Raw genomic sequence first — 26,025 nt, forward strand, 5'->3', positions numbered from 1 at the left:
GGAGCCGGACCCGAACAACTGGAGCTGATGACGTGTCGCGCCTGAATGAATTACGCATGATCGCTCGGGTTGCCCAGATGTATCACATCGAGGGCAAGCGGCAGGCCGATATCGCCAAACATCTGCGCATCTCCCAGGCAACGGTTTCCAGAATGCTCAAGAAGGCCGTGGAGGAGGAGATCGTGCGCACCACGGTCGTCGCGCCGTCGGGGACCTACAGCGAACTGGAGACAGGGCTCAGGGAAGCGTTCGGGCTCGCCGAAGCCATCGTGGTGGAATGCTCCGAGGACCGCGAAGGCGCGATCATGGCCCGCATCGGCGAAGCCGCCGCGCATATCATCGAGGCAACATTGCAGCCCGGCGAGATCATTGGCGTTTCCAGCTGGAGCCAGACCATTCTCAAGATGGTCGACAACATCCATCCGATGAAAAACGGCAAGGCGAAATACGTCGTCCAGACCCTGGGCGGCATGGGAGACCCGACGGTTCAGATCCACGCCACGCAACTGACCTCCCGGCTTGCCAAACTGACCGGCGCCGAGGCCCGGTTGCTGAGTGCCCCCGGTGTCGCACAATCGCGGGAAGCCAAGCTTGTCCTGCTCAGCGATCCCTACATCCGCGAGACCATCGACCTGTTCAGCCGCATAACCCTCGCCATCGTCGGCATCGGCGCACTGGAACCCTCCTGGATGCTGGCCCGCTCCGGCAACATTTTCACGCCGAACGAACTGGCCGCGGTCAAGGAGGCCGGGGGCGTCGGCGACATCAGCCTGAGGTTCTTCGACCAGGATGGCGGAACCGTCAAAACTCCGTTGGATGACCGGGTGATCGGCATGCCACTGGAAGATCTGGCGCATGTAGAGCGTGTCGTCGCGCTGGCGGGCGGCGAAACCAAGACCGAGGCCATTCGCGGCGCGCTGAGAACCGGCAAGATCGATGTTCTGATCACCGACAGGTTCACCGCCGAGCGACTGGTCGCCACGCCTCAAGCCGAAGCGCAGGCAAAACCTCTTTAGGATTCAATCTGGCGGAAAGGCCTGCATATGCAGGTACGTCATCAGCACCCCCCAGTGCTGTCCCGGACTTGACCCGGGACCACCGGACGGCCCCGGATCAAGTCCGGGGCGGCCAAGGAGTGATGCTCCAACTCGGGCAGCCACCGCGCGGAAGCAACTGGTTACGCGCCGAGCCGCGCCACCAGATCGGAAGCGCTGACTGCGGCGTCCGCGGCTTCCTTGCCCTTCTTGACGAAATGCTCGCTGAAGAAGCCCTCATGCTCATTGGTCGGCTGGAAGTGATGCGGTGTCAGGGAGACCGAAAGCACCGGAACACCCGACTTGAGCCCGGCATCCATCAGTCCCGAAACCACCGCCTGAGCAACAAAATCGTGGCGATAGATGCCGCCGTCGACGACAAGCGCAGCCGCGGCAATGGCATCGTATTTTCCCGTCTCGGCCAGTTTGAGAGCAACGAGCGGCATTTCGAACGCGCCCGGAACATCGAAGCTTTCCACTTCTGCTCCAGGAGCGAGTTCCGACAATCTCTGCTTGAAGCCGTCGAACGCCTTGTCGACGATATCCGCGTGCCAGCGTGCCTTTATGAAGGCGAATTTCCTGGTTGTGCTCAAAGGTCCCGTTCCTTCTTCCCGTTTTTCCTGAGGCTCGCTGTTTCATAACCGCAAGGCCAGCTTGGCTTCTTATGGCTCAAGCCGACGCGTCCCGCCACATCATTTCAGACGTATTTGACCCAGGGGACGCTTTGCCCCACCGCATAGCTGCAACGAATTCATCCCTGCCCAATTGATTTGCACCATCGGAATTTAGCTAGACACATACGTCCGAGTGCAGATAATAATAATGTCATCATACCAGTTGACATCCAAATTTCACTGTGGATTCATAAAAATCATAAACTTGGGAGGAACCATGAAAATCGCGCTCATAGGTGCGGGGGGAAAAATGGGAGTGCGACTCTCCCATAATTTGAAGGGCTCCCGATACGACGTTGCTCACGTGGAAGTCAGCGATGAAGGCAAGAAGCGGCTGAAGTCCGAAGTCGGGGCCGATTGCGTCGATATCGACAAGGCCCTGCAAGGTGCCCGTGCAGTTATCCTGGCAGTGCCGGACACGGCTATCAAGGCGGTCTCCAGCAGCATTGTCGACAAGCTCGACCCGGGAACCATCCTGATCGCGCTGGATGCGGCCGCTCCTTTCGCAGGCCATTTTCCGAAGCGGGACGACATCACCTTCTTCGTCACGCATCCTTGCCATCCGCCGATCTTCAACGATGAAACCGACATGTCCGCAAAGCGCGACCATTTCGGTGGCATCGCAGCGAAGCAGGCCATTGTCAGCGCCCTCATGCAAGGGCCGGAAGAGCACTTTGCGATTGGCGAGGATATCGCGAAGACGATCTTCAAACCGATCCTGCGGTCACATCGCATCACCGTCGAACAGATGGCGCTTCTTGAGCCCGGCTTGTCCGAGACAGTCTGCGCCACGCTCCTCGTGGTCATGAAGGAGGCCATGGAAGAAGTCGTGCGCCTCGGCGTCGACCGCCAGGCGGCGCGCGATTTTCTGCTCGGCCACATGAATGTTCTTGGCGCGGTTGTCATGGAGGAAGTTGACGGCGTCTTTTCGGATGCCTGCAACAAGGCAATCGTAAATGGAAAAACACGCCTCATGCGTGATGACTGGATTGGCGTGTTCAAGCCGGAGGAAATCAAGGAAAGCATCCGGCGGATCACCTGATCGGAGTTCCTGCGTCCTGACCGGCGCAGGCAACTTGAACGAACCGGAAGCTCTGAACTTGTTGGAGCGGTTCGGCACTGAAGACTGAAATTTCTACGTTAAACGGGAGGACTATATGACATTCACTCGCAGAACGCTCCTTGCAGGGGCTGCGCTTGCAGCTACTCTCATGGCGCCCGCCTATGCATCCGCAGCGGATCTGATCGCGATTATCACGCCTTCGCATGATAACCCTTTCTTCAAGTCTGAAGCGGAAGGCGCACAACAGCGCGCAGAAGCGCTCGGCTACGAAACGCTGGTGCTCGTTCACGACGACGATCCGAACAAGCAGAGCGAACTCTTTGACACCGCGATCGCTCGCGGCGCAAAGGCCATCATCCTGGACAACGCCGGAGCAGACGCCTCCGTCGCACCGGTCCGCCGGGCCAAGGAAGCCGGGATCCCGTCCTTCCTGATCGACCGGGAAATTTCCGAAACCGGTGTTGCGGTCTCCCAGATCGTTTCCAACAACTACCAGGGTGCCCAGCTCGGCGCTGAAGAGTTCGTCAAGTTGATGGGCGAAGCAGGCAATTATGCCGAACTCGTCGGCAAGGAATCCGACACCAACGCCGGCATCCGCTCCTCAGGCTACCATGACGTCATCGACCAGTATCCGGACATGAAGATGGTCGCTCAGCAGTCCGCGAACTGGAGCCAGACGGAAGCCTACGAGAAGATGGAAACCATCCTCCAGGCCAATCCGGACATCAAGGGCGTCATCTCCGGAAACGACACCATGGCCATGGGTGCCTGGTCCGCTCTGAAAGCGGCCGGCCGTACGGACGTGATCGTGGTCGGATTTGACGGCAGCAACGATGTCCGCGATTCGATCCTCGAAGGCGGTATCAAGGCAACGGTTCTTCAGCCGGCCTTCCGCCAGGCAGAGCTCGCAGTCGAGCAGGCCGATCAGTATCTGAAGACCGGTTCCACCGGTCAGGATGAAAAGCAGCTGATGGACTGCGTGCTGATCAACGCATCGAACGCCGGCAATCTCGAAACCTTCGCACTGAAATAAAATCGAGATCGGTTGCGGCGGATCCTGTCCGTCGCAACCGGACCCTTTCATAATACCTGACCCCTTGCCTGCTGCCAGCGGCCGCAAGGCATGGGTAAGTTTTATTCGGGAGGATGCAAGGTGCATCGCGGCTTAGCTCCGTCAATTTGTATGGTCATGATTGTTGCCGCCCTTGGCGGCTGTAAGCTTGAGAAAAACGATATCGTTGCAGGTGGCGACGGCCAGGACGTCGTGTCCAGCCAGCCCGGCGGCGACATGAATACTCTGGTCGCTGACATCTGGGACACACAGGTCGTCCCGCATCTTCAGGAAACATCGACTGACATGAAGTCCCTGGCGTCAGCGATCGCCGAGGATCTCGACGCTGCGGGCGACGCAAACGGCTATCGTCCGGCAAGCGAGGGCAGTCCCTGGAACTTCGCCACGAGGATCACCGGCACGATCGTCTCGGCCCGGACAGACACCCGCGCCGCCACCGCCGACATCGATGTGGACGGAGACGGGGAAGCGGATGTCACCCTGCAGCTCGGCCCGGTTATCCGCGGCACGGCGCTTCGCGATGTCCTGCCGTTTATCGACTTCACATCCTTTTCCGACCAGATCGAATTTGCCCAGTTGTCGAGAGCCCTGAACACGCGCGCCTATGAGGCAGCGCTGAAAGATCTGCCGCGCGACGCGCTCGTCGGCCGGAAGGTCGACGCCATAGGCGCCTTCACGGTGCGCGGCTCCGAAGAGCCTTTTCTCGTCACGCCCGTTGCCCTGAAGGTGGGCGAATGATGACCGCGCCGGATCACAAGATCGGACTTTCCGTACGCGGTGCGACCAAGGTCTATCCGGGCACCCTCGCCCTGAATGACGTCGACTTCGATGTCCATCTGGGTGCGGTCAATGTCCTTGTCGGCGAGAACGGCGCGGGAAAATCCACGCTCATGAAGGTCATCGCCGGCGTGGAGCAATTGACATCGGGCGAGATCCTGAAGGACGGCGAGCGTCTGAGCCTTCCCGACACCCGCGCGGCCGCTGCCCACGGCATCGGCATCGTGTTCCAGGAACTGAACCTCTTCCCGAACATGACCGTGGCCGACAATATCTTTATCGCGCGGGAGAAAACCCGGGCGGGCATCGACATCGCGGCCGGGGACCAGAAAAAGGAAGCCGTCGAACTTCTCAAGCGGCTGGAACACGACATTTCGCCGGATGCAATGGTCTCCGACCTGCGGATCGGCGAACAGCAGATTGTCGAGATCGCCAAGGCGCTGGCGCAGGATGCCCGCATCCTGATCATGGACGAGCCGACATCCGCATTGAGCGCGGCGGAGGTGGAGATCCTGTTCAGGGTGATCGCCGATCTGAAAAAACGCGGCGTCGGCATCGTTTATATCTCACACCGCCTCGAGGAACTGATCCGCATTGGCGATTACATCACCGTGCTCAGGGACGGTGTCCGGACCGGCGCCCGCTCCATGGAAGGCGTGGACGTCCCCTGGATCGTGCGCAACATGATCGGTGCCGCCTCCAAGGACTTCGCCAAGACCGTCCAGCATGAGTTCGGCGACGAGATATTCCGCAGCGAAGACATCTGCCTGATCGGCAAGACCGGCAAATTTGTGGTTGACCATGTCTCTCTCAGCCTCCGGGCCGGAGAGATCGTCGGCATCTATGGTCTGATGGGCGCCGGACGGTCCGAGTTTTTCGAATGCATCATGGCGCAGCATCCAAATTGCAGCGGTGCGTTCTTCGTGGAGGGAAAACCTCTCAACGAACCGGATGTGGCCGGCCGCATTTCCCGCGGCTTGGCCCTCATACCGGAGGACCGCAAGGCAGAGGGGCTGGTGCAGATCCTGCCGATCAGGGAGAACATGTCCCTTTCCAGTCTCGGGAACTTCGTCAAGGGCATTCATCTCAACCTGCGCCGGGAGCGGGAAACCGTCGCCCGGTTCGTTCGCGACCTCACCATCAAGATCGCCAGCATGGAAAATCCGGTCAGTTCGCTGTCCGGCGGAAACCAGCAGAAGGTCGTGATCGGCAAGGCGCTGATGACGTCGCCCAAGGTGCTTTTGATGGACGAGCCCAGCCGCGGCATCGACATCGGCGCCAAGGCGGAGGTGTTCCGCACCATGCGCAAGCTCGCAGCGGAAGGTCTCGGCATACTCTTTGTCAGCTCTGACCTTGAAGAGGTCATGTCCCTGTCCGACCGGATCATCGTGATGTCCAACGGACGGATCACGGGTGAATTCAACGGACCCGACGCAACAGAAGAACAGATTATCGCGGCTTCCGCGATCGGCCACGCTCCCTCAGGCGAAGCAGGCCACATGAACGAGAGGAAACACGGATGACATCGCTCACCGCAACACAGGGTCAGACCGGTTCGGGCGGGCAACCCCTGGTTCTGCTACTGCTGAAACTCAGAACCTTCATCGCTCTGATCGCCGTTTTCGCCTTCTTTTCGATGGCGGCGCCAAACTTCCTGAGCGCAGCCAATTTCGTCATCATGTCCAAACACGTGGCCCTGAACGCCTTTCTGGCGATCGGAATGACCTTCGTCATCATCACCGGCGGTATCGACCTGTCGGTGGGCTCGATTGTCGGCCTGTGCGGCATGGTGGCCGGCTGGCTGATCCTCAACGGCATCGATCTGGGGATCGGATACTCGCTCTATTTCAACCTGTTCGAGATCATCCTCATCACCCTGGCCGTAGGTGTGCTGGTGGGCGCCATCAACGGGCTCTTGATAACCCGGCTGAATGTCGCTCCGTTCATCGCGACCCTCGGAACGCTCTATGTGGCGCGCGGACTGGCGCTGCTGTCGTCCGACGGCGCGACCTTTCCGAACCTTGTCGGCAAGGAGGACTACGGCTCGACGGGCTTCTATCTCCTGGGCACGGGCAACATTCTCGGGATACCTATCTCCATCTGGCTGCTGATCGCGGTCGGCTGCGCCGCCGCCTATATCGCCTCCAGAACCCCCCTCGGCCGGCATATTTATGCCGTCGGCGGCAATGAAAAGGCTGCGGCTCTTTCCGGTGTGAAGGTCAATCGTGTGAAGATGTTCGTCTACATGTTCTCCGGCTTTTGCGCGGCGATCGTCGGCCTGGTCATATCTTCCCAGCTCGTGGCCTCACACCCTGCGACCGGCGAGACGTTCGAGCTGAATGCCATCGCAGCGGCAGTGCTCGGGGGAACGTCCATGTCCGGTGGCCGTGGACGCATCGGCGGAACGATTGTCGGCGCCTTCGTCATCGGGGTTCTGTCCGACGGTCTTGTCATGATGGGCGTGAGTTCCTTCTGGCAGACCGTCATCAAGGGACTGGTGATCATCGCCGCAGTTGTCGTAGATCAGGCACAACAAAGACTTCAGGCGCGGGTAGCCCTGCAGCAGCAGGCAGCAGCCCGATAAAGAGCCCGACAAGGAGAATGGAATGAAAAAGGGTGCACTGATCGGCTGCGGCTTCTTCGCTCAAAACCACATGCATGCCTGGGCCGGTGTGGAGGGTGCCGAAATCACGGCGCTTTGCGACCGGGACGAGGAGCGTCTGAATGCGACGGCCGAGCGCTTCGGGATCGAAAGAACCTATACGGATGCCGCGGAGCTGCTCAAGGCCGAGACCCTCGACTTCGCCGACATCGCGACCACCGTGCAGACTCATCTGCCGCTTGTGCAGCTTGTTGCTGCCAGCGGTGTGAACATTATCTGCCAGAAGCCCTTCGCGAACACCATGCACGACGCGAAGACCATGACCGACCTGGCCGCGACCGCCGGCGTCACCCTGATGGTGCATGAGAACTTCCGCTGGCAGTCGGCCATCCGCAAGGCGAAAGCCGAAATCGAAAGCGGGGCAATCGGAACAGCGTTCTGGGGGCGCGTCAGTTTCCGCTCGGCTTACGACGTCTATTCGGGCCAACCCTATCTGGCCACCGATGACCGTTTCATCGTGCAGGACCTGGGCATCCACATACTCGACATCGCCCGCTTCCTGTTCGGCGACGCGAAATCCATCAGCGCCAGCACGAAGCGGGTCAATCAGGCCATCCGGGCAGAAGATGTCGCCACGATGATGCTTGTTCACGAAAACGATGTGACCAGCATTGTCGACTGCAGCTATGCCACCCGTCTGCCGCATGAGCATTTCCCCGAGACCTTGCTTGAAGTCGACGGCAGCACCGGTACCCTGCGGCTGATGTCCAACTACCAGCTCGAGATCCACAACGCACAAGGCACGTCACGGAAGGATGTGTCGCCGCCGCTGCTCCCTTGGGCCGAGCGTCCCTGGCACAACATTCAGGAAAGCGTCTTCAACATTCAGCGCCATTTCATCGACTGCCTCAACACCGGTGGGACACCCGAAACCTCCGGTGCCGACAACCTGAAGACGCTCGACCTCGTGGAGGCGGCCTATCTCTCCGCCGCCGAAGGAAACCGAACCATAGATCTGCGTGATCCGAACCGATGACCGACGACGAAGCCCTGAGCCTGTTTGGCACGACACAGCCCCCCGCCCCGTACAGGATACTCCGTGCCGGTGCGCTGACGGCACGGCTTGAGAACGGCAATCTCAGGTACGTCAGCTTCGAGGGCGTCGAAATCCTGCGGGCGATATCCTATGTCGTCCGTGATCGCGACTGGGGAACTCTGGCGCCTCGCATTGAAGACATGAGGGTTGAGGAAGGGGCGGAAAAATTCACCGTCAGCTATGACGCCGTCTTCGCGAATGCAGGCGCTACACTCAAGGTATCCACCCGCATTGAAGGCAGCGCGGACGGCTGCTTGAGATACAGCGCGAAAGCCTTCGCCGAACAGGATTTCGAAACCAACCGCTGCGGGTTCAACATCCTGCATCCGATACGGGATGTCGCCGGTGCCCCGGTAGAAGTGGAGCATTGCGACGGGTCCCGCGAGGAAACCGCTTTCCCGGAACTGATCGAGCCCTGGCAGCCTTTCAAGAATATCCGCGCCCTTACCCACTGGCCGGCGGCCTCCATCAAGGCGACTTGCCGGATGGAGGGGGATGTCTTTGAAATGGAGGATCAGCGCAACTGGTCCGATGCCTCCTACAAGACCTATGTGCGCCCACTGGCGCTTCCATGGCCGTATATCCTGCCGGGAGGGCAGGAAAACCAACAGGAGGTCGAACTCCTTGTTGAAAGAACCACGACCGGTGTGAGTTCCTCGCAAGCCGCAGGGCACGATGGACCGGTCACGATTGAAGTAGACGCACCAGCCGGAACGAAATTGCCGGACATCGGCCTGTTGATCACGCCGGAAGAAAGCGAGCCCGCGCTCAACAGCGCCGACCGCCTCTTCGAGCTGAAGCCGAAATCGATCCTCCTGCACTTCGACCCGACAACCCATCACGAGCCGCAATTCTGGGGTCACTACAAAACGCTTCAGGACATCTATCCGGCCGAATACGACCTGGAATATGTCGTTGCCTGCGAAGGCGACCTTGAGGCGGAATTCGAAGATCTCGCGCGGAAAGTGAGCGACAGCGGCTTAACTCTGAATTCGCTTGCCGTTTGTCCCTCTGTCGATCGTCAGTCCACGCCACCGGGCAGTGACTGGCCCGCGTGCCCGCCCCTTGAGGACATCTATCGCGCCGCACGCCGCGCGTTTCCCCGCCTCACGCTCGGCGGAGGCATGTTCAGCTACTTCACCGAACTCAACCGCAAGCGCCCGCCGCTCGATCTGCTCGATTTCGTGACACACTCGACCAGCCCGATCGTCCATGCCGCTGACGATGACAGCGTGATGGAGACCCTGGAAACCCTGCCCCATATCACCCGCTCTGCAAGGGCGATCATAGGTGCGGACACAAGCTACAGGATCGGCCCGTCCACGATCGGGATGCGGATGAACCCCTACGGGTCCAGAACATTCGACAATCCGGACGGCGAACGGATCTGCATGACGTCCGACGACCCGCGTCAGCGAGGAGCATTCGCAGCCGCGTGGACGGTTGGATATGCGGCACGCATCGCCGCCGCCGGCATCGAAAAATGGATCCCGGCGGCATTCACCGGACCACGCGGCGTGCTGACGGCCGCGGGAGACGACTTCCTGCCTGTCGGCCGCGCCATAGCGGAGCTTGCGCGGGTGCAGGATCTGCCGCTTCGTGAATGCAAGGTGAGCGACGAACGGAAACTTGCAGCGCTGGGATTCGACACGGCCACGGGCTGTTCGATTCTCATTGCCAATTTGACATCTAATGAACTTGAATTCAGTACGGTCGGGCACGACATGCTGGGGCCGTTTGAGACCAGATGGTTGTGACATCGGAAATGATAAGCTATGTCCGCATCAGGTTCGTCCGCAAATTAGGGGACGCGACATAGAAACGAGGGTTTGAGGCGGAAAACCATGGAGAACTGGAACGGCCCCGGTGGCGACGACGACAAGATTGTGCGCCGCAAGTTATCCGATCAGGTTCTTGAACGCCTGCGCGAAATGATTGTGCGCGGGGAACTGGCGCCTGGTGACCTCATGCCCTCCGAGCGGGAACTGATGAAGCGCTTCGGTGTCGGCAGACCGGCTGTGCGCGAGGCAATGCAGTCCATGCATACCCAGGGCCTCATCACGATATCCCATGGTGAACGTTCCCGTGTCAGTGAACTGTCCGCCGATCTCGCCTTCCGGCAGATGGATATGGTCGCGCGGATGCTCCTTTCCGCATCTTCCGATAACCTGGAATATCTGAAGGAAGCCCGCCGTCTGTTCGAAGTCGGCATGGTGAAGATCGCGACGGAAAAAGCGACGAAGGAAGATATTGCCGAACTTGAGAAGCTGCTGGCGACTCAGCGCACCAAACTCGGAAACCCGTCCGAATTCATCAAGGCGGACATCGCTTTTCACAGCAAGATTTCCGCGATCTCCGGCAACCCCATTCTGGCCGCCGTCTGCGACGCGATGCTCACCTGGCTGTTCAACTATCACGCCGATCTGCTGATCTGGTCGGGCCGGGAAAACGTCACGCTCGAGGAACACCAGAAGATCATCGAGTGCATCGCGTCCGGCGATCCGGCTGCTGCCGCATCGGCACTCGGGACACACCTGAACAGATCCAAGGATCTCTATCGCCACCATAACCAGGCCGAATAGAGCCCTTTCAGGAAACATCGATTTTAAACCGAAAGGGCAACCTGCGACACGACTGCCGCAGGCTGATGGTCATGCCCGCCTGCGAAATATCAGGTAATCCGGTCCACGCTGGCCGCAATCTCGGCGTCGTCCAGGCAACGCTTCCAGTCATCGCGCATCAGAACCGGGATACCGTATTCGATTGCCTTGTTCGCGGCGTCCGAAAAGACACCCTTGTGCTGGTCGAAAATGACGGCGCCCATGATGTTCATGTGCCCCAGGAGGAAATCCCTTGCGCAGTCGTAGGGCACACCCCGCGAGACCACCTCGTCCATCGCCTGCCGCAGCACCATCATCAGCGACCCGTTAACGGTCTCCGAAAGGCCCGGCTCAAGCATGGCGAACTGCTGCAGTGTGACACGGTGTGAGCGCATGACCGGCGCATAGATGGTCCGGCCGACAAGATCCCCCAGCGCATAGTCGCTTTCGGGACCCTGAATGAGCACGTTCACGATACCCTGCTTGGCCGCCAGCCCGCCGAAATAGTCGCGTTTGGCATGCGGATCGGTTTCATCGTTCCAGATCGGCGGGTGACAGGGGTGGGACACGAAATAGGTGACATCCTCGCGCTCGGGCAAGTGACCGGCGAAGGGCGCCGCCCCGTCCAGGCAGTAGAGCATCGCTCCCGGCTTGATCTTGTCGATGATGTTGTGAGAGATCTTTCCGATCAGAGTATCCGGCACGGCCAGAACAATGACATCGGCGCCTTCCAGCGCCGTATCAGGGTCAACGCAGTCGACACCATAAGCTGCGCGCACACGCTCCTGGCCTTCCGGCGTAACCTCGACATGCATCGTTTCGAAATCGGTGGACTTGGCAAGATTGGCGCCGAGGCGCATTCCCATTTTGCCACCCGCGCCGAACAAGGCCACTTTCTTCACGTCACTAACTCCCCAGAGTACAAGCAATTACGGTAAATGCCGTTGACAACTGGTATGATGAGATACTAATTATATAATCATGTCAAGCTTTTAGGGACGCCGCATGAAAGAAAGCAGTTCGAAAAAGACCTTGCGGAAGCTTCCGGAAGGGCCGCTTGTCGCCTGGTACGGCGATGATTTCACCGGAGCAGCAGCGGTTATGGAGGTACTGGCTTTCGCCGGACTTCCTTCAATTCTCTTTCTGGATGTGCCGACCCGCGAACAGCTCGACCGGTTCCCGGACATACGCAACATCGGCGTGGCGTCCACCGCGCGCGCCAGATCGCCGCAATGGATGAGCGAGACCCTGCCCGCCGCATTCGATCAACTCAAGGGCCTCGGCCCGCAGCTGGTTCACTACAAGGTCTGCTCCACCCTCGATTCCTCACCGGACACCGGATCAATCGGACGGGCCATCGAAATCGGAGCGGAGCGGTTTAACACCACCGTCGTTCCGGTGCTCATCGCCGTCCCGCAAATGCGCCGCTATCAGTGTTTCGGCCATCTGTTCGCGAGCGCCGGCGACAGCATTGTCCGCCTTGACAGACACCCGGTAATGTCGCGCCACCCGGTCACCCCAATGACGGAAGCAGATGTTAGCCTCCATATATCGAAACAGTCGGACAAGCTCAACACGGGTCTCCTGTCGCTTGAGGACCTGAAAGCAGACGAAACCGTGTCCCTGTCCGGCTTCTCCGACGGCAACAAGCTCACGGCGGTGACCATAGACAGCTTGGACGCCGCCACGGATGCGGCCGCAGGGCGGGCGATCTGGGAAGCGCGGGAAGAGAGCCCTTTCGTGGTCGGCTCCCAGGGGATTGAATTCGCTCTGGTTGAATACTGGCGTCAGAACGGCCTGTTGCCGGCCACGTCAGCGCCTGCCGGGATCGGACGTTCGAGGCGCATGGCAACCGTCTCTGGATCCGTATCGCCGACGACAGCAGACCAGATCGCCTGGTCGAGAGCCAACGGCTTTGCCTGCATCGAATTCAACGCGGTGAAGGTCTGCGGCGGACCTGAAGAGCTCGAGGCCGAAATCGAACAGGTCGTTGAGCGGTCGCTCGCGGCGCTTTCACAGGGAACCGACCCGCTGATCTTCTCTGCCGCCGGCCCAGATGACCCGGCAGTCGAGCGTTTCAGGCAGGCGGTTGCAGCATCCGCGCTCGACATGCCTTCCGCCAACCGCAAGGTTGGAGAAGCCCTCGGCCACATCCTCAAACGCGTCCTGGAGCGGGGCGACGTAAGACGCGCGGTCGTCTCGGGCGGAGACACATCGGGATACGCCACCCAACTGCTGGACATCTTCGCTCTGTCAGCACTTGCACCGACCATTCCCGGCGCGTCCATTTTTCAGGCGCATGCAGATGGCCCGATGGACGGACTGGAGCTGGCGCTGAAAGGCGGCCAGATGGGAACGCCGGATTATTTCGGCTGGGTGCGTGACGGTGGAGGACCAAGATGACCACGGCCAGGGAAACCATCAACGTTACCTACCGGCTGGAAACAGCGGGGGATGTTGAAGCGCTTGCGGCGAAGATCGCCGCCGACCAGTCGACCGGCACCTTCACCGAACTGCCCGGCGAGACCGAGGAAGTGCGCGCCCGATGCGCTGCCAGGGTCGTTGAGATCCGGCCGCTCGAGCCGACCGATGTTCCTTCCATTCCAGCACCCGGCGGAACCGGCCCCTATCATCGGGCGGACGCGGTCATCGCTTATCCGCTGGAGGCCGTCGGCACCGACATCGCGGCACTGATGACCATCACCATCGGCGGCGTTTACGCGGTCCGCGGGCTCACCGGAATCCGCGTCATGGACATCGACCTCCCCCAGGCATGGTCCTGCCATCCCGGACCGCAATTCGGCATTCCCGGTTCACGGCGCCTGATGGGCGTTGAGCAAGGTCCCATGATCGCCTCGATCATCAAGCCATCGCTCGGCCTGTTACCTGAAGAAACCGCGGAAGTTGTGGCCCAACTCTGCGAAGCCGGTGTCGACTTCATCAAGGACGATGAAAAGCTGATGAGCCCGGGCTATTCGTCGCTCGAAGCCCGCGTGAAAGCCATCATGCCGGTTATCCTGGATCATGAGCAGAAAACCGGCAAGAAGGTGATGTACGCCTTCGGGATCTCCTCCGCCGACCCGGACACGATGATTCGCCATCACGACTGTGTCGTCGAAGCGGGCGGCAACGCTGCGGTCATCAACATCAACTCCATCGGCTATGGCGGCATGTCCTTCCTGCGCAAGCGGTCGCAGCTGTGCCTGCACGCTCATCGCAACGGCTGGGATATTCTGACACGCCACCCGGGCCTCGGCATGGAGTTTCGCGCCTACCAGAAACTCTGGCGCCTGCTCGGTGTCGATCAGTTCCAGATCAATGGAATACGCGCAAAATACTGGGAGCCGGACGAAAGCTTCGTCGGCTCCTTCCATGACCTCGCCACACCGATCTTTTCGGAAAACGACCGCTCGTTGCCGGTGGTCTGTTCCGGCCAATGGGGCGGTCAGGCGGTGGAAACCTACCGCCGCACGGGCAGGACGCTCGACCTGATGTATCTGGGAGGCGGCGGAATTCACGGGCATCCGATGGGCGCGGCCGCAGGAGTGCGGGCGATCCGCCAGGCCTGGAAAGCCGCGGAACTCGATATCGAGCTGGAGGACTACGCCAGGGACCAGCCGGAACTGGCAAGCGCCCTGGCCAAATGGGGCTGACGGGCTGACGCCTTTTCGGCCTCTTGTCGCCCAAGGTCAGTCGATGACGACAGCGCGCCCGTCGGCAATCATCTCGGCGATGAGCTGCATGTCATGGAAGCCGTTGGCAACCTTCGCCTCGAGCTCTTCTTCGAGCGCACGCACCTGCCGGACCTTTTCCGCCACCGCATCTATCTCGGAGAAAGGCACGACCACCACACCGTTGCGGTCTGCGACGATCAGGTCGCCGCTTTCGATCTGGCGTCCGCCGACAACCGCTCCGAACCCCACCCGTGCAGGGCCGTTGGAGTAAGGTGAATTGGGGCTGAGCCCGGCACACCAGACCGGCATGCCGACTTCGACGATGCCTTCATAATCCCGCATCGCTCCGTCGGTCACGAAGCCCGCCGCACCCTTGTTCTTCAGCATGCCGCAAAACTGATCCCCCGAGGCCGAGCAGTTGCGATGACCGTGGACCGCCGAGACGACGATGTCGCCGGGCTCCAGGACATGCAGCGCCCCCATGGTGGCGAGAATTTCCGCCGGGCCGTTCTCCGCGACAAGGGCCGGACCGACGGCCCGGCAATCGATATCGCGGCCATTGCCAATGGGCTGTATGACGCAGTCCAGCGCACCCTGACCGTTCATGGCATCGCAGACGAAACCGGTCGGAACATCCCGGAAGGCTTCGATCTGCTCAGGGGTCGGGCGATTGATATGCCGCTTGATTGTCAGGACGGGGGGTTCTTCGATCATGGTGCGCTCCGAGTGAATGCCGCAGTCCGCCGGAACGGACTTGCGGCTTCAGGCAAAGTCGATTGTCAGGCTGCGGAAGCCTTCATGCGTTCCGCAACGAGGTTGATCAGCGTCTTGTGGTCCTTGTCGAAGTTGCGGATGCCCTCGGCAAGCTTTTCGGTTGCCATCGCGTCCGCATTCATCTGCCAGCGGAACTCCGCCTCGCCCATTTCGACGGCAGCGACGCCTGTTGCGTTTTCCGGCGACAACACTCTCTTCAGTTCGGACGTATCGTTTTCCAGCTCGGTCAGCAGCTTCGGCGCGATGGTCAGATTATCGCATCCCGCCAGGGCCTTGATCTGCCCGGTGTTACGGAAGGATGCCCCCATCACGACGGTGGAGATGCCGTTGGACTTGTAATAGTCGTAGATCGAGCGGACCGATTTGACACCCGGATCTTCGTCGGGAGCGTAGCTGTCGCGCCCTTCCGCCTTCTTGTACCAGTCGGTGATACGACCGACGAAGGGCGAAATCAGGAAGGCGCCGGCATCGGCGCAGGCCACGGCCTGAGCCATCGAGAACAGAAGCGTCAGGTTGCAGTCGATGCCTTCGCGCTGCAGGATCTCGGCCGCGCGGATACCTTCCCATGTCGAAGCAAGCTTGATGAGGATCCGCTCCTTGCCGACGCCCCGTCTGTCGTATTCGGCGATAATCGCGTGCGCCCGCTTGACCGAAGCATCCGTATCGAAAGACAGGCAGGCATCCACCTCGGTCGAGACGCGGCCCGGCACCAGTGTCGTCAACTCGGCGCCGATGGCGACCGTCAGCACATCGGTGACCTGTTCCGGCGACAAGCCGTTTTTGCGCCCGGTTTCAATCTCGCGGACGATCAGGGCCTCCGACGCCGGGTCCTTGAGCGCTCCCAGCACCAGAGACGGGTTCGTCGTGCAGTCCACCGGTGCAAAGGCCTTTACGGCCGCAACATCGCCGGTGTCCGCGACAACGACCGTCATGTTTCTGAGTTGTTCAAGCACACTCGCCATTCTAAGCCTCCAGTTTCAACATTATTGTCCATCAGCGCATCTGCCCGGGGCAGGATCCGCATCTTTGCCTTCAAACGCCATCACACGGACGCCATTGTCAATTCTTTCCTGACCATTGCACGGGGATGAAGGCACGCAGCTGCTGCAAGGCTGGTCTCACGAGGAAAATTTTATCCTTGGACAACCCGCCATCCGGCCTTCATTGCAAGCGGGATTGATAAGATGCTATCATCTCATTATACCAGTTTCAAATTCGAGCCACGACAATCGCAGCGGACAAAAGAGCCTTTCGCATCCTCCACCGACGATCGTCCGGTAAAACGACAACCATTCCGGACGCCCCCGAAAATCTTTCTCCCTGCCCAGTCCCAAAAACGTTTCCAGGAGAAGAATCATGAAAATTGCAGTTGCCGGCGACAGTGCAGGGGAAGGACTTGCGCGTATTCTGGCCGATCATCTCAAGGACCGGTTCGAGGTCTCCGAAATCTCCCATACCGAAAATGGCCCCGACCGGTTTTATGCCAACCTGGCCGATCGTGTTGCCAGCCAGGTGATGGATGGAACCTACGATAGGGCCATCCTGTGCTGCGGCACCGGGATCGGTGTCTGCATCGCGGCAAACAAGGTGCCGGGCATAAGAGCCGCGCTCGTCAGCGACGCCTATTCGGCCGGCAAGGCGGCGACCTCGAACAACGCCCAGATCATCACCCTCGGCGCCCGCACGATCGCCGGCGAACTCGCCAAGACCATCGTCGATGCCTATCTGGAAAAATCCTTCGATCCCGCTGGACCGTCGGCAGGAAACGTGGATGCGATCGATACGGTCGATTCCAAGTACCACGCGGGTTGATCCTGGAAAATCCCGGCGCAGATCGCCCCCTTCTCATCAAGACCTTTTCGGTTTCTGATAGAGACCGGGAGTGAGTCGAGGACTGCTTTTTATAACAGGCTCGACGCCGGGATTTCGACGAGGAGGAGATTTCAATGGATCTGACGCAAAAGCTCATCAACGCCGGCGAAGATGCTGTTGACGAGATGCTGACGGGGATCATGGCGGCACATGGCAGTCACCTGTGGCGACCGGAGAACGCACCGCGCGCGGTGATCGCCAGGGACGGTCCGCGAAAAGGCAAGGTCGGGCTGATCATCGGCGGCGGCTCAGGTCACGAGCCGACATTCCTGGGCTTCGTCGGCAAGGGTCTGGCCGACGCCGCGGCCATCGGCAATGTGTTCGCCTCCCCGCCGCCCCAGCCGGTCGTCGATGCCGCAATGGCGGTCGATGGCGGCGAAGGCGTCCTCTTCATGTACGGCAACTATGCCGGTGATGTCATGAACTTCGATATGGCGGCGGAAATGCTCGAACTTGAGGGCATCGAGGCGCGCACGGTCCTGACGACCGACGACATCGCATCGGCGCCACGCGAAGCCCGCGCAACGCGCCGGGGTGTCGCGGGAAATGTCTTCATCTTCAAGGCGGCTGGGGCCGCCGCCGACAAGGGCCTTTCCCTTGATGAGGTCGAACGTGTCGCCCGCCACGCGAACGACCGGACCTACACGATGGGTGTAGCCCTGTCCGCCTGTTCTCTGCCCCATACCCGCCGCCCCAATTTCCAGCTTGCCGCCGGCGAAATGGAAATCGGTATGGGCATTCACGGCGAGCCCGGCGTTCGCCGCGGCCCGCTGCAAAGCGCCAATGCCGTTGCCGATGAAATCATGGATGCCATCCTTGCGGAAATGGCAGCCCGAGCCGGAGATGAGGTTGCGGTTCTGGTAAACTCGCTCGGATCGACCCCGCTGATGGAGCTTTACATCCTTTATGCACGCGTCGCCGAACGGCTCGGCGAGGCCGGTCTGAACATCCACACCAGTCTCGTCGGCCCCTACTGCACATCCATGGAAATGGCCGGAGCATCGATCACGGTCATGCATCTGGACAGCGAGTTGAAGCAGATGCTCGACCATCCCTGCGACTGTGCAATGTTTCAGGTGAGGTAACCAATGGATTTCACGGCAAAAGACCTGCAATCGCTGCTGGAAGAACTCGCCCAGGTCATGGCGGCCGAGCGCGATAACTTGTGCGCCTTAGACGGAGAAATCGGCGATGCCGACCACGGCATCGCCATGGAACAGGGCATGGCGGCAGCTGCCAGTGCCGCGCGGGATCTGGCTGAAGACCTGCAGGATTGCAGCCTGCAGGACCTCTTCAATGCCGCGGCGAAGGGTTTTCTGAACGCTGTCGGCGCGTCTTCCGGACCTCTTTATGCGACAGCCTTCATGCGAGCGGGAAAACAGGTCGGACCCGCGACATCTATCGCGGCGGACGACCTGAGATTTGTGATCGTGGCCATGGCGGACGGCATCACCCACCGCGGCAAGGCCGAGACCGGCCAGAAGACGATGATCGACGCCTGGAGACCTGCCGCGGACATCGCAGCGGCAGGAGGAACTTCGACCGAGGTCCTTGCTGCAGCCGAAGCCGGCGCTGCCTCCACCCGCGACATGGTCGCGACACTGGGCCGTGCCGCGCGCCTGGGTGACAGAAGCCTCGGTCATCCGGACCCCGGTGCCGTTTCCGCCACCATGATCATCAAGGCCATATGCACGCGTTTCTGAAGCGGCATTCAGAACGAGGGTCGTCGCAGTGCCGGCCCTTTCATGACTTGGCTTTTGCACTGCAACACGCTAAGAGACCCGGATCACACGGACCCGGGTGAGATTCCCGGGTGGCTCTTCCGGCCGCCGATCCGCCGGACAACCCGAAACTTTATCTTGAACCACCGTAGCCGGAAATGCCGCTCCGGATGACAGGACTTTGGGCTGTTTATGATCTCCTTTACTCAATACAAAAACCAATGGACGGGTAACGTCCGGGCTGACCTGCTGTCGGGCCTCGTCGTCGCACTCGCCCTGATCCCGGAGGCAATCGCCTTCTCCATCATCGCGGGCGTCGATCCGAAGGTCGGGCTCTACGCGTCCTTTTCCATCGCCGTGCTCGTCGCCATAACCGGTGGCCGCCCCGGCATGATCTCGGCCGCGACCGCCGCAACGGCGGTGCTCATGGTTACGCTGGTCAAGGATTACGGGCTGCAATACCTGCTTGCCGCGACCGTTCTTGCCGGACTGCTGCAGATCGGCGCCGGGTTGCTGAAGCTCGGTTACGTGATGCGGTTCGTTTCCCGCTCCGTCATGACCGGCTTCGTCAACGCGCTTGCGATCCTGATCTTCATGGCGCAGCTGCCGGAGCTCGACCCCTCGCGCGTGCCGCTCCTGACCTTTGCGCTTGTCGCCGCCGGTCTGGCGATCATCTATCTGTTCCCGCGTGTGACCAAGGTCATTCCCTCGCCGCTGGTCACGATCATCGTGCTGACCGTCCTGTCGATCGCCTTCGGCTGGGACGTACGCACAGTCGGCGACATGGGAGAACTCCCGAACACGCTGCCGATATTCCTGATTCCGGATATCCCGCTGACGTTCGAGACCCTGCAGATCATCTTCCCCTATTCGCTTGCCGTCGCTGTCGTCGGCCTGCTGGAAAGCCTGATGACCCAGCAGATCGTCGACGATCTCACCGACACGCCTTCCGACCGCAATCAGGAATGCATCGGCCAGGGCATCGCCAACACGGCAACCGGTTTCATTGGCGGCATGGCCGGGTGTGCCATGATCGGCCAGTCGATGATCAACGTGAAGTCCGGCGGACGCGGACGCCTGTCCTGCTTCGCAGCCGGTGTCTTTCTTCTCTTCATGGTGGTGGTCCTGGGCGATCTCGTCGGCCAGATCCCCATGGCGGCTCTTGTGTCGATCATGATCATGGTGTCGATCGGTACATTCTCGTGGAGTTCGATCAAGAACCTGAAGGAACATCCCCGCTCGTCATCCATCGTCATGCTGGCGACGGTGTTCTTCGTGGTCTACACCCACAACCTTGCCATCGGCGTGCTCGTCGGCGTGTTGCTCTCCGGCCTGTTCTTCGCCTGGAAGATCTCGCAGATCTTCCGCGTGACGACGACGATCAGCCCGGACGGGCGGCATCGGACCTATCAGATCGCGGGCCAGCTGTTCTTCGCCTCTTCGGAGGATTTCATGAAGGCGCTCGACTTCAAGGAAGCAGCCGAGAAGGTGACGATCGATGTCAGCCGCGCCCATATCTGGGACATTTCATCAGTCGCCGCCCTCGACATGGCAGTCCTGAAATTCCGCCGCGAAGGCGCGGAAGTGGATATCGTCGGCATGAACGAGGCCTCGGAAACCATCGTCGACAGTCTTGCGATCCACGACAAGCCGGGCGCCATGGAAAAACTGCTGGGGCATTAGGGAGGCTCATATGACTACAGGCACATTGATTGCCCTTGTGGACGGTTCGAAATACTCGCAAAGCGTCTGCCACTATGCGGCATGGGTCGCCAAACGGATCGAGGCCTCGGTCAAGATCTACCACGTCCTCGGACGCCGCCAGGGCGTCGACCGGCAGGATCTCAGTGGCGCAATCGAGCTCGGCGCACGCTCCCACATTCTGGAGGAGCTGAGCGAACTCGATACAAGGCGCGCCAAGCTCGCCCACGCCCAGGGACGGGCGATTCTCGAGGATGCCCAGGCCATCATCGAGGCCGAAGGCGTGAGCGTGGAAACACGGCTGCGGCAGGGGGATCTGGTGGAAACCGTCCTCGCCAAGGAAGACACCGGCGACATGATCGTCATCGGCAAACGCGGTGAAGCAGCAGATTTCGCCAAGCTCCATCTCGGTTCGAACCTGGAACGTGTCGTCCGCTCCAGCAGCAAGCCGGTCTTCGTCGCCAACCGCGAGTTCAAACCGGTCACCAGGGTTCTGATTGCCTTCGACGGCGGACACTCGTCGCTGAAGGCGGTGGATTATCTGGCGCGCAACCGCCTGCTTGCGGACATCCCGGTGGCGCTGGCGTTCGCGGGAGTGGAAACCCCGGACATTCGCAAGGCCCTTGAAAACGCGAAGGCGACACTGTCGGCTGGCGGTTTTGAAGCCGAGATCCTCATCGAGAGCGGCAAACCGGACAACACGCTCGGCAAGCTCGTCGAGGAAAAGGGTTTCGATCTTGTTGTCATGGGGGCCTACGGCCATTCCAGAATCCGCAGCCTGATCATCGGCTCGACCACATCGGAAATGATCCGCACCTGCAAGGTGCCGATCCTGCTCATGCGCTGAGCGGAACTTGCGTTCCTCCGGCGACGGACTGCGGCTACGCATCGCCGTCCGTCGCCGCGATTATCGTCTCAGAGCGCGCCGAGTTTGCCCGAGCATCTGGAAAGGATGTCGAGATACCCCTCGACCTCCCAGGCGGACCGCCCGATGAACAGCCCGTCCACATGCGGGCAGGAAATCAGCTCCTCGCAATTTCCCGGATTGACCGAACCGCCATAAAGGCAGGGGATGCGTCTTCCGAGAACATCTTGCGCAACTTCGATGATTTCCGCCTGCCGGGCATCCGCATAGTCTGACGTGGCTGGAATGCCATTGACCCCGATTGCCCAGACTGGCTCGTAGGCGAGCAGGATGCTTGCCTGCTTCTGCTCTCCCGACAACTTGCCCAGGGCCGCGCGGACCTGGGTTTCAAGAACAGCACGCGCCTGTCCGGCTTCACGCTCCGCCAGCGTTTCACCGATACAGATCAGCGGGATCAGCCCGTGACGCACGGCGGCTTCCGTCTTCAATCCGACCGTTTCGTCCGTTTCGCCAAAATGCGCCCGGCGTTCGGAATGTCCCAATTCGACGATATCCAGGTTGCAGTCCGCCAGCATCGCCGGGGACACCTCCCCTGTCCATGCGCCGGCGTCCTCCCAATGCATGTTCTGCGCACCCACCTTCACGGATGTCGAGGCAAGCATTGCCTTGACCTCCCGCACGGCGGTGAAGGGCGGGATGACGAAGCGCTGGATGCGGGCATCGCGGTTGTCTTCGCTTGCAATCAGCCCCTCAGCAAAGCGCCTGGCATCGGCCAGCAGCTTGTTCATCTTCCAGCTTGTTCCGATCCATGCCTGGATGGTGGCGGCCATTCTGTCAGTCCTCTTCGATATTCAGGTTTTCGTGTGCGCGAGCCTGCCTGTCGCCCTTGCCACACGCATCATCCCGGAAGCCCGGCCGGCGTCAAGCCGGCCGGGCATTGCTTCCAACGCAACTGAAGTCATTGCCGGGCTTGCCCCATCTCGCCTGAAGCTTCGGGGGAGATGTCTTCATCCGGTGTCTTCCGTTTGCCCCGGGCGGAGCGCTCGACACCGGCCAGTGCAAGCACCAGAATGACCACGACACCCTGCACCATATTCTGCGTGCCCAGCGGCAGGCTCATGATCTGCATCGTGGTAACGATCAGGATCAGGAGAATACTGGCAAACATCGTTCCAAAGGCCGTCGACGAACCACCGAAAATCAGCGTTCCGCCCACCACAACAGCCGCAATCGACTGCAACAGGTAGGCCTGCCCCATTTCCAGAAACGCGCCTCCGACAAAGGCGCCTAGAAACAGCCCGGTCAGGGAAGCCAGTGTCGAGGAGATGAAAAACGCGCTCGCCTCGATGCGCTTCACCGCGACCCCGGCGAGCCGGGCGGCATCGCGGCTCTGGCCTGTCGCCGACAGTTGTTTTCCATAAACGGAATACCGCAGCACGATCGCGGCCAGCACCACCGTTGCGAACGCCACGATGGCCATGACCGGAAGCCCGCCGATCTTGGCGGTTGCGATGTATCGCAGGGTCGGGCTGACGGCAAAGCCGGGGATCGCCCGGTTTGCCAGCAGCGTCGCGGTGGCAAGCACGAAGCCGGACGACAAGGTGGCGATGATCGCCGGAATTCCGATGATGACGACAAGAAAGGCGTTCACCGCGCCGATGCCCAGTCCCAGAAAAAGCGCTGCCAGAACGCCGGCCACGAGATTGGCGTCTTCACCGCGGATCACGATGAGCGCCACAAAGGCGCTCAGGGTCAGGACCGCGGGGATCGACAGGTCGATGTTTCCCCGCCCCGTCGACACGACGAACATCTGCCCGAGACTGATGAGCGTCAGAAAGGATGCCGACAGGACGACGCCGGAAACGCTCGACAGGCTGAACCGGTTTGTCACCACGGACAGGATGATCCACACGATCACAACGGCAATGGCCGACCAGATCCAGCGGTTGCCGTGCGTCCAGGACAGGAAACGCTGCACGATGGTCATGATTTACGCTCCCGTGACACCAGGCTTCGCAGCGCCAGCAGGACAATCAGGATAATCCCCTGCGTGGCTATGTAGTAGTCGCTGCTGACGTTGAGCATGCCCAGCAACGCGCCGATCAGGGACAGCGTCACCGCACCGGCCACCACGCCGATCGGGGAAATAACACCGCCAAGCAGCAGACATCCCCCCATCACGGCGGCCGCGACGCTGAGCAAAGTGAAGGAGTTGCCGGCGTTGATGTCGCTGGCCGTGTTGATGGCCGTGAGCGACAGTCCCGCAACACCAGCAAACACACCGGCGATGAAATAGCGCACGACCGCGAAACGCACCGCCGACCAGCCCGAGCGGATGGCCGATTGCGGATTGTTGCCGAAGCCGCGAAGAACAACCCCCAGAGGCGATCTGTCGATGAGGACGATGATCACCGCGGCAATGGTAATCAGAACCACCGATTTGGGAATTCCCCCGAGCGACCAGGTGACCAAGGCTCTCAGCCAGTCGGGGCTGGTGCCACCGGGCGTCGGCTGAATCGTGAGCCCCAGCCCCGCCCAGATGAACGACGCTCCGAGCGTCACGACAATTGCCGGAATTTTGCGAACCTGGATAAGCGCTCCCATGGATGCATAGAGCGAGATCGTCAGCAGGATCGCCCCTGCCCCGAGCAGAGGATTCGTATAGAGCACCGTTGCCGCGAGAACACTTATGAGCCCGGCGAATGCGCCGACACCGAGATCGATCTCGCTGCCTCCTATGATGAACATCTGCGCAGCCGTAACCAGCACCAGCGAAAGTGCCGGCAACAGCAGCAGATCCATGCCGAAGGTGGAGGCGACCCGGGGGTTGAGTGAAATCATGGCAGTCAGAACCAGCGCCAGCCCGATGAAGGGCGCGGCATCCACAAGGCGCGTCGCCCAAGCGGCAGCGGAACTGCGAGCCTGGGTCTGTTCGGCCCTGCTCTCGCTGGCATGCGCGAAGGACGCACCGACGATGGTTTCTTCGGAAATTTCCTCGCCCACCAGTTCCCGAACGATCTTTCCACCGGAAAAGACAAGCACGCGATCGGCGGCAAGCAATTCGGCGTCCTCGGTCGTGTACCAGATGAGGATGCGCCCTTCCTTGGCCGCGTTGTTGCAGAGCTTGTAGAAATCCTGTTTCGTCGCCACATCCACGCCGCGCGTCGGGTCGTCGAGCAGCAGGATCGGCGTATCGGCGGCAAGAGCCCGGGCGACGAGCGCCTTCTGCTGGTTGCCGCCGCTCAGCTCCAGAATGTTCGAATTGAACCGCTCCTCGTCCAGACCAAGCCGCGCCGCGTGATGCGCGGCTTCCTTGCGCTCGTCAGCGTCGGAGACGAACCCCAGCGGGAACCGGCCGGCGATGCGGCCGATGCTGATGTTCGCAAGAACGTTCCACTGGGAAAACACCCCTTCCTTCTGCCGGTCCCCGGCTATGAAGCTCGCGGCGGCATCGCGTTCCACATCGCGGTTGCTGCCGCGGGGTGCGAAGACCGCATGAAGCAGTTCGCGCTGACCGTTGCCTTCGAGGCCAGCCAGACCGACGATCTCGCCGTGACGGATCTCGATGGGATGACCTATGGGCTCGACCAGGCCACCCGTCAGTCTGATCACACCTTGCCCGGCTTCCTGTTTGCTCTCGACAGCATGCTGGTGAATGACATTGACGTCGCCACCCATGAGCTCGACGAGATGCTCGATCGTTGCGTCCCGGGAGGCCCCCTGCCAGGCAAGCCTGCCGTTGCGCAGCACCACGACCCTGGTTGCTATGTCGATGATATCTTCAAGCTTGTGACTGATGAAGATGAAGGCCATGCCTTCGCTGGCTTTTCGGCGCACGAACTCTCTCAGTTGCATCGAGCGGGTCTGGTCGAGCGACGAGGTCGGCTCATCCAGAACGATGAGACGAACTCCGGGCGTGGCCGCCGCACGCGCGATCTCGACCATTTGCCGCTCGCTGATGGACAGACGCCCGACGTTGTCGTCAACCCTGAAAGTGATGTCGGGAAAGACGTCGTCGAGAGCGGTTGCGGCGCGCACGCGATGCCGGCTGCGCCAGCCGGGCACCGGAAGCATGCTGTCCGGCGATTCCAGAAAGAAGTTTTCCGCCACCGACAGATTGGTGCAGAGCGAAAGCTCCTGATGCACCATCCGGATGCCACGCGCCTGGGCCGCGGCCGTGTTGTAACGTTCGAAGTCGGTGTCTTCACCGTCGAAGGCTATCGAGCCCGAGGTGGGTGTCACCGCGCCGGAAAGAATTTTCATCAAGGTGGACTTGCCCGCGCCATTGCCACCGACCAGCCCGAGAACCTCACCCGGATTGATGACGATATCGATATGGTCGTTGGCGCGCGTCGGACCGAAGTCCTTGGTGATACCGGCGAGCGCTACGCTGCCGGCCGATCCGTTTATCGCCTGCATCGGCGCGGGAGAAACCTCCGACAACGGTACGGCTTCAGTATTCTTGATCAAGGATGCCTCCGGAATGGCCGCACAAGGGGG

At 60.7% G+C, this 26,025-nt stretch carries 23 protein-coding genes and 1 other annotated feature; of the genes, 16 read left to right on the forward strand and 7 right to left on the reverse strand.

Features of this window, described 5'->3' with window-relative positions:
* The first annotated feature begins 32 nt into the window (after nt 1–32).
* Entirely contained in the window at nt 33–1,016 is a 984-nt protein-coding gene (locus Q1B40_RS13920) for a sugar-binding transcriptional regulator (protein WP_299815613.1), read from the forward strand.
* Between the two features lie 161 nt (nt 1,017–1,177).
* Here the strand turns inward: Q1B40_RS13920 and Q1B40_RS13925 are convergent, their stop codons facing one another.
* Nucleotides 1,178–1,627: a 6,7-dimethyl-8-ribityllumazine synthase gene (locus Q1B40_RS13925; protein ID WP_299815616.1), complete on the reverse strand. Its 450-nt coding sequence runs from the start codon at nt 1,625–1,627 to the stop codon at nt 1,178–1,180.
* Nucleotides 1,628–1,925: 298 nt separating this feature from the next.
* On the opposite strand from Q1B40_RS13925, the gene Q1B40_RS13930 reads away from it, so the two are divergent.
* From Q1B40_RS13930 to Q1B40_RS13965, 8 genes are all read left to right on the forward strand, one after another.
* Nucleotides 1,926–2,750: a phosphogluconate dehydrogenase C-terminal domain-containing protein gene (locus tag Q1B40_RS13930; protein WP_299815619.1), complete on the forward strand. Its 825-nt coding sequence runs from the start codon at nt 1,926–1,928 to the stop codon at nt 2,748–2,750.
* A 169-nt stretch (nt 2,751–2,919) separates the two neighbouring features.
* Entirely contained in the window at nt 2,920–3,804 is an 885-nt protein-coding gene (locus tag Q1B40_RS13935; RefSeq protein WP_299816526.1) for a D-ribose ABC transporter substrate-binding protein, read from the forward strand.
* Nucleotides 3,805–3,960: 156 nt separating this feature from the next.
* Nucleotides 3,961–4,581 carry a DUF2291 family protein gene (locus Q1B40_RS13940; protein WP_299815622.1) on the forward strand — a complete coding sequence of 207 codons (621 nt, stop codon included), beginning with the start codon at nt 3,961–3,963 and terminating at the stop codon, nt 4,579–4,581.
* The gene (locus Q1B40_RS13945; RefSeq protein WP_299815625.1) at nt 4,578–6,143 is read left to right on the forward strand and encodes a sugar ABC transporter ATP-binding protein; all 1,566 of its coding nucleotides are present in this window, start codon (nt 4,578–4,580) and stop codon (nt 6,141–6,143) included. Before Q1B40_RS13940 ends, Q1B40_RS13945 begins: the two co-directional genes overlap by 4 nt.
* Complete coding sequence (locus tag Q1B40_RS13950; RefSeq protein WP_299815628.1) at nt 6,140–7,204, forward strand: ABC transporter permease; 1,065 nt, start codon at nt 6,140–6,142, stop codon at nt 7,202–7,204. Before Q1B40_RS13945 ends, Q1B40_RS13950 begins: the two co-directional genes overlap by 4 nt.
* A 22-nt stretch (nt 7,205–7,226) precedes the next feature.
* The gene (locus tag Q1B40_RS13955; RefSeq protein WP_299815631.1) at nt 7,227–8,258 is read left to right on the forward strand and encodes a Gfo/Idh/MocA family oxidoreductase; all 1,032 of its coding nucleotides are present in this window, start codon (nt 7,227–7,229) and stop codon (nt 8,256–8,258) included.
* Nucleotides 8,255–10,075 carry a hypothetical protein gene (locus tag Q1B40_RS13960; RefSeq protein WP_299815634.1) on the forward strand — a complete coding sequence of 607 codons (1,821 nt, stop codon included), beginning with the start codon at nt 8,255–8,257 and terminating at the stop codon, nt 10,073–10,075. Before Q1B40_RS13955 ends, Q1B40_RS13960 begins: the two co-directional genes overlap by 4 nt.
* 87 nt (nt 10,076–10,162) lie before the next feature.
* The gene (locus Q1B40_RS13965; RefSeq protein ID WP_299815637.1) at nt 10,163–10,900 is read left to right on the forward strand and encodes a transcriptional regulator NanR; all 738 of its coding nucleotides are present in this window, start codon (nt 10,163–10,165) and stop codon (nt 10,898–10,900) included.
* An 89-nt stretch (nt 10,901–10,989) separates the two neighbouring features.
* Here the strand turns inward: Q1B40_RS13965 and Q1B40_RS13970 are convergent, their stop codons facing one another.
* The gene (locus tag Q1B40_RS13970; RefSeq protein WP_299815639.1) at nt 10,990–11,820 is read right to left on the reverse strand and encodes a phosphogluconate dehydrogenase C-terminal domain-containing protein; all 831 of its coding nucleotides are present in this window, start codon (nt 11,818–11,820) and stop codon (nt 10,990–10,992) included.
* A 103-nt stretch (nt 11,821–11,923) separates the two neighbouring features.
* Here Q1B40_RS13970 and Q1B40_RS13975 point away from each other — a divergent pair, with 103 nt between their 5' ends.
* Nucleotides 11,924–13,321, forward strand: coding sequence for a four-carbon acid sugar kinase family protein (locus Q1B40_RS13975; protein ID WP_299815642.1), 1,398 nt, complete (start codon nt 11,924–11,926; stop codon nt 13,319–13,321).
* Nucleotides 13,318–14,571 carry a 3-oxo-isoapionate-4-phosphate decarboxylase OiaX gene (gene oiaX, locus Q1B40_RS13980; protein ID WP_299815647.1) on the forward strand — a complete coding sequence of 418 codons (1,254 nt, stop codon included), beginning with the start codon at nt 13,318–13,320 and terminating at the stop codon, nt 14,569–14,571. The genes Q1B40_RS13975 and oiaX overlap by 4 nt, the downstream gene beginning before the upstream one ends.
* 36 nt (nt 14,572–14,607) lie before the next feature.
* On the opposite strand, the gene Q1B40_RS13985 is transcribed toward oiaX, so the two are convergent.
* Entirely contained in the window at nt 14,608–15,306 is a 699-nt protein-coding gene (locus tag Q1B40_RS13985) for an RraA family protein (protein ID WP_299815650.1), read from the reverse strand.
* Nucleotides 15,307–15,371: 65 nt separating this feature from the next.
* A complete protein-coding gene (gene tal / locus Q1B40_RS13990) occupies nt 15,372–16,328 on the reverse strand; it encodes a transaldolase (RefSeq protein WP_299815653.1) in 957 nt (318 codons plus the stop codon).
* A gap of 394 nt (nt 16,329–16,722) precedes the next feature.
* Here tal and Q1B40_RS13995 point away from each other — a divergent pair, with 394 nt between their 5' ends.
* The 5 genes from Q1B40_RS13995 (at nt 16,723) to Q1B40_RS14015 (ending at nt 21,507) form a co-directional block, all read left to right on the forward strand.
* The gene (locus Q1B40_RS13995; protein WP_299815656.1) at nt 16,723–17,178 is read left to right on the forward strand and encodes an RpiB/LacA/LacB family sugar-phosphate isomerase; all 456 of its coding nucleotides are present in this window, start codon (nt 16,723–16,725) and stop codon (nt 17,176–17,178) included.
* A 134-nt stretch (nt 17,179–17,312) separates the two neighbouring features.
* Complete coding sequence (locus Q1B40_RS14000; protein WP_299815659.1) at nt 17,313–18,323, forward strand: dihydroxyacetone kinase subunit DhaK; 1,011 nt, start codon at nt 17,313–17,315, stop codon at nt 18,321–18,323.
* Nucleotides 18,324–18,326: 3 nt separating this feature from the next.
* The gene (dhaL, locus tag Q1B40_RS14005) at nt 18,327–18,941 is read left to right on the forward strand and encodes a dihydroxyacetone kinase subunit DhaL (protein ID WP_299815662.1); all 615 of its coding nucleotides are present in this window, start codon (nt 18,327–18,329) and stop codon (nt 18,939–18,941) included.
* Nucleotides 18,942–19,027: 86 nt separating this feature from the next.
* Nucleotides 19,028–19,085, forward strand: a sequence feature (sul1 is cis-regulatory element that is thought to sense ions involved in sulfur or methionine metabolism; They are found in Alphaproteobacteria).
* A 66-nt stretch (nt 19,086–19,151) separates the two neighbouring features.
* Nucleotides 19,152–20,642, forward strand: a complete 1,491-nt coding sequence (locus Q1B40_RS14010; protein ID WP_299815665.1) for a SulP family inorganic anion transporter — start codon at nt 19,152–19,154, stop codon at nt 20,640–20,642.
* 10 nt (nt 20,643–20,652) lie between these two features.
* Nucleotides 20,653–21,507 carry a universal stress protein gene (locus tag Q1B40_RS14015; protein WP_299815668.1) on the forward strand — a complete coding sequence of 285 codons (855 nt, stop codon included), beginning with the start codon at nt 20,653–20,655 and terminating at the stop codon, nt 21,505–21,507.
* A 68-nt stretch (nt 21,508–21,575) separates the two neighbouring features.
* Here Q1B40_RS14015 and Q1B40_RS14020 read toward each other — a convergent pair whose 3' ends face one another.
* From Q1B40_RS14020 to Q1B40_RS14030, 3 genes are all read right to left on the reverse strand, one after another.
* Nucleotides 21,576–22,355: a triose-phosphate isomerase gene (locus Q1B40_RS14020; protein ID WP_299815671.1), complete on the reverse strand. Its 780-nt coding sequence runs from the start codon at nt 22,353–22,355 to the stop codon at nt 21,576–21,578.
* Nucleotides 22,356–22,483: 128 nt separating this feature from the next.
* Nucleotides 22,484–23,512, reverse strand: a complete 1,029-nt coding sequence (locus tag Q1B40_RS14025) for an ABC transporter permease (protein WP_299815673.1) — start codon at nt 23,510–23,512, stop codon at nt 22,484–22,486.
* Nucleotides 23,509–25,995: an ATP-binding cassette domain-containing protein gene (locus tag Q1B40_RS14030; RefSeq protein ID WP_299815676.1), complete on the reverse strand. Its 2,487-nt coding sequence runs from the start codon at nt 25,993–25,995 to the stop codon at nt 23,509–23,511. Before Q1B40_RS14030 ends, Q1B40_RS14025 begins: the two co-directional genes overlap by 4 nt.
* Nucleotides 25,996–26,025: the final 30 nt, after the last annotated feature.

The sequence above is a fragment of the uncultured Roseibium sp. genome, assembly GCF_947496995.1.
Classification (GTDB): domain Bacteria; phylum Pseudomonadota; class Alphaproteobacteria; order Rhizobiales; family Stappiaceae; genus Roseibium.